This is a genomic window from Carboxylicivirga sp., assembly GCF_982718395.1.
The window spans coordinates 1-5,075 of record NZ_CEXQWX010000263.1 but is presented as its reverse complement, the minus strand read 5'-3'; the positions used below and the strand labels follow the sequence as shown (position 1 = coordinate 5,075).

Genomic DNA, 5,075 nt, shown 5'->3' with positions numbered 1-5,075 from the left:
GAACTATTAACCTGATTACCAAAGATCCAATGACGAATTCATACGATATAACTACCCAGTACAGTTCAATTGGAGCAGGAACAGATGGAAAAGCTGCCGGTGATTATTCATTAAACATGAATACAACAATTGTTAGTGACGATAAAAAAACTGGTTTGGCACTTTATGGTTTTTACCGAGATAAAGATCCATTTGACGCCAATGGCGATGGTTTTTCAGAAACTGCAAAGATTGAAAACCTGACCCTTGGCGGACGTTTATACCATCGTATTGACTACCGTAACAAAATTACATTTGACTTTTTACGAATGAATGAAGAACGCCGAGGTGGTAATAAGTTTGACTATCCAAATCATGAAGCTGATATTTCGGAAGCATTGGACCATAAGATTACAACCGGAGCATTTACCTACGAACGTTTTGTGGGAACAGGAAGTATGTTGTCGGTATATGCATCAGCTCAAAATGTTGATCGTGGTTCCTATTATGGAGCTAATCAATCTTTAAAGGATTATGGACAAACTGATGGTTTAACCATGAATATGGGAACCCAGTTTAAAACAGATTTTGGAAAGAATAGCCTGGTTACAGGTGTTGAGTTGGTGAGTGATAAGCTGGAAGATAAAAAATTAGGATATCCAGACTTTGAAAATCCTGTTTATGGGGAAGATGGCACAACTATAGAAGGTTTCGAGCATATTCCAAATTCAACTATTACCGACCAAAAGAAGAATGTATTTGGGGTATTTGCTCAGTACGATCGTCAGTTTGGTCCGGTAAAAGCCTCGGTAGGTGGCCGGTTTGATCGTTATGATATAAGCGATTTGGAACACAAAGATGGTGACAATAGCGGTAATGTTTTCAGCCCGCGTCTTAATGTACTGTGGGACGTTATTCCATCCTTACAATGGCGAGTGAGTTATTCGCAGGGTTACCGTGCACCACAGGTATTTGACGAAGATTTACATATTGAAGTATCAGGTGATCGCAGGGTGGAACATGCCAACACACCTGGTTTAAAGCAAGAAACCAGCCATAGTTATATGTCTTCCTTTGACTTTAATCATAAATTCGGAAGATGGAATGTTGGTATTCTGGCAGAAGGTTTTTATACGAAGCTTAACGATGCCTTTGCCTCTAATCCTGAATATGATGAGGAAACAGGTATTACTACTTATTGGCGGACAAATGCTGATAATGGTGCGACGGTAAAAGGAGTTAATTTCGAAGTAAATGCGTCACCTGCTAATAACTTGTTTTTCAGAACAGGGTATACCATTCAGAGAAGTACATATGGCGACCCACAGGAATTGGGAGAAAAAGACTTTCTACGCACACCCAATGAATATGGATTCTTTTCGGTTGATTACGTTATTGCTAAGAAGTTGACTTTGATTGCCAGCGGAACTTACACCGGCGATATGAAGATTGCCTATTACGGTGAGAACTTGCTTCCGGGTGAAACACCAATACAAATTGGAGATGAAGAGCCAGGTGTTATCAGAACAACACCTACATTCTTCGATCTTGGATTTAAAGCTGAATACGATTTAAAACTGGGCGGAATTCCATTCAAAGCTTTCGCAGGAATAAAGAACATCTTTAACTCTTATCAGGATGATTTTGATACGGGGGTAGACCGTGATCCTGGATATATTTATGGCCCTACTAATCCGCGAACTGTTTATGTAGGTATCAAACTAACCAATATTTTCGGGCAACATTAACCAATAATTCTCCCAAAAAATTTAAAGGCACCAAGTACTAGAATGATTTAGTATTAGGTGCCTTCTTTCTCAACAAATATAGCTTAACGTTTAATTATAATTTAGGGTAAATTGCATCCGTCTTTATTGAAGGGATTTCCCACTTTTAATTTAATCAATAGGATCATCTTAATCCACTACCTCAGGTTTGTAACCATTACATATTTGTAAATGATTAATAATAAGTGTCTTTTTGCTTAATCCAAAAAAAAGTTGATTATCTACTAAATAATAAGTTTTGCCGTTATAAAACTTATTTTTCAGGTGGTAAAATAACCCATTCAACTGTGATATATCAATCCTTATAAATGATGATTTTAGACTATTTCAAATACTTAATTATCATTCTGGATATGAGTATGCGGTAAATAATCCCCAATAGTTGTGATCTTAATAACATTGCTATTCCGCTATAATATTCCTCTTTTAATGTTCAAGTAGAAAATAAGTCCTTACTATTTAGCGATTTAAACAATATAATAATATTTTGTTATCTCCTTCAGATAACCTTACTTATTCTTGTTTTCTATCTGATAAGTGCTGTGTTTTAGCTGTTTATGTAAATACCAAATTGTGGGGATTTATTTTAAGTACTGCGTTACCTAATTTCGTCACCACAATAATTATTTAAGTTGAAACATTGAAAACATTAATCATATTACTCATTAGTCTGTGTGTATTTGGTCAGCACATCATATCGCAAAATATCAGCGGTGTAGTAATGGATATGAATGGCAACACCATTGACTTCGCAACAGTATCAATTGAGAATACTTCTATAGGGACCGTAACCGGTGAAGGAGGTAACTTTAAACTAAAAGCAACTGCACTACCTGTTTACCTGCTTGTTCGTTGCGTTGGGTACAACGAAGAAAGGTTGATGGTTAAGCAAGGAGATACTACACCAAGCATTCAAATAAGGCTTACAAAATCAAGTGAGCAAATTGTTGAAGTGGCAGTAACGGCAATGAGCAAACAGGAGCAGATTAGCCGAACAGGATTTACTACTGGTGTGTTGGAAGCCAAATCACTACAAAGCAGTCCCAGTAATATCACCCAGGCATTAGTAACCATGCCTGGACTGAACATTCGGGTTTCAGGGGGCGTAGGTTCTAATTTTTCACTTTCGCTCAATGGTCTTACTGGTAATCAGGTACGCTATTTTATGGATGGTATACCGGTCGATAATCTGGGTTCAGTCTTTAACCTTAATAACTTCTCCGTGAACATGGTCGAAAGTGTATTGGTATACAAAGGTATTGTGCCCATTACACTTGGTGCAGATGCCCTTGGAGGAGCCATTAATATTGTTACTCCGGTAACCGACCGCAACTACCTTGATGTTTCCTATAGTTTGGGGTCTTTTAACACACATTTGTTTTCAATTAGTGGCAATCGTTATAATGAGTCGAGCGGCTTTTTTGTTAAGGGGCAGGCCTATTATAATTATTCAGATAATGATTATAAAATGTATAATGTCCCCTTGGTGGATGAATTGGGTAATATCCTTGGAGATATCGACACCAGACGTTTTAACGACCGCTACAAAGCTGGCTTTATAATGGCCGAAGCAGGGTTTAAGAACCGACCTTATGCCGATTTACTATCATTAATGTTGACCGCAGGCGCATCTAACAATCAATACCAGCATACTGATTTCAGCACGAACAACGTGTTTGGTAAACTACACGGTAAAGATCAAAGTTATACGGCAACATTAAAATATACGAAGTCCTTTGATAAGGTTGGTATTGATGGTTTTTTACTAGCTGGAAAAACGCATGCAGCTACTATCGACACCAGCAGTTATCGCTACAACTGGTTAGGTGATATCATTTCAGAAACCGGACCTCAAGGTGAGCTGTATGGCAATAAAACTTTATTCAAGGTTGATGACGACATTGTGCAGGGACGTTTAAACACTGCCTATACCGGGATAAGTAACAGTTCAATCAATCTTTCTTATGCTTATCAATACATTAGAAAACAAGGTGAAGACGAAGTTGATGAGTATAATCTAACATTTTCAAAGCCTAACTCAATTGAAAAACATACTATCGGGCTTAGTTATTTATACAAACCAGAATCATTGCCATTTGAGGTTAGTCTGTTTGCCAAAGAATACCTCTTTAATGGTCATGTTATCTATTACCAAAACACAGGTAATCAAATTGAAGAATTGGAAGAGCATGTTTCGTTTGATGAGTTGGGTTACGGCACTACCTTTGCTTGGTTTGTATCTAATTCTCTAACACTGAAAACCTCTTTTGAAAAGGTCTATCGAACTCCTGAGAGTTATGAGATTTTAGGTGATGGACGATATGTTCTGCCTAATCCTCAACTTAAACCTGAAAACAGTAATAATATTAATGCCGGCCTCCATTACAACCAATTCAGTAATAAAAAGCTATGGACAAGTGACGTCAACTTTTTCTACCGTGATTCAAAGGATTTTATCCGGGTTAAATCAACCGGCAATCCTTTTGGTACCTATGAGAATCTTAATAATGTCCGAAGTCATGGTTTAGAAGCTGGAGGAAGTCTCAATATAGACCGTAAGTGGTTATTATCGGCCAATGTGACCTACCAGAACATCACCGATCAAACAAAAGAAACAGACGGAAAGCCCAATGATAATTATGGTGAACGCGTGCCAAACATGCCATATTTGTTTGGGAATGCAGGTGCAAGTTATTCTCTAAACCTCAAGAAAAACAGGAACAAACTAACTTTCAGATACAGAACGCGCTATGTTCATGAGTTCTCATTAACCTTTGAGCATCTTGGCGACAAGGATTCGAAGAACATTATTCCGTCACAGTTTATTCAGGATGTGACAGTCGATTATGCCATGAAAAATGAACGTTACATAGTATCACTAAATGCATTTAATGTAGCCAATGCCCTGGCTTACGACAATTTTAAAGTTCAAAAACCGGGCAGAAGCTTCTATGTCAAGTTTATATATCAAATAAAATAAATCGAATAATTATGAATTTATTTAAAAAACTAGTAGGGATGGCTGCCGTTGCAGCATTAATAACAACAAGTGCTTGCAGCGATGATGATGATCCAACACCACCAGAGGGTGGAACTACCGGCATAACTATCGGCCTTAAAACCACTGGTGGTGATGAAACGGAATTTATCGTTAATCGTGATGATGTTATGACTGGTGAGATTTCGGCTGTTGGTGAAGGTATTGAGCAGACTGGTTGGCGCTTTTTCTACCCCGTTGGAAAAACTCTGTTTACGAGTGGTTACGATGATAGTAACGAATGTATTGCTTATCATGATAATAATGCAGGC

At 37.8% G+C, this 5,075-nt stretch carries 3 protein-coding genes; all 3 read left to right on the top strand.

All coding sequences use genetic code 11. From position 1 onward, the window contains the following. The coding region (locus tag AC4MRQ_RS24870) for a TonB-dependent receptor plug domain-containing protein (protein ID WP_491200437.1) at positions 1-1,727 on the top strand (1,727 nt) is incomplete at its 5' end. A gap of 679 nt (positions 1,728-2,406) precedes the next feature. Further along, positions 2,407-4,746 carry a TonB-dependent receptor gene (locus AC4MRQ_RS24865; RefSeq protein WP_491200436.1) on the top strand — a complete coding sequence of 780 codons (2,340 nt, stop codon included), beginning with the start codon at positions 2,407-2,409 and terminating at the stop codon, positions 4,744-4,746. 11 nt (positions 4,747-4,757) lie between these two features. Next, positions 4,758-5,075: DUF4374 domain-containing protein (locus AC4MRQ_RS24860; protein ID WP_491200435.1), on the top strand; the 318-nt coding region annotated here is incomplete at its 3' end.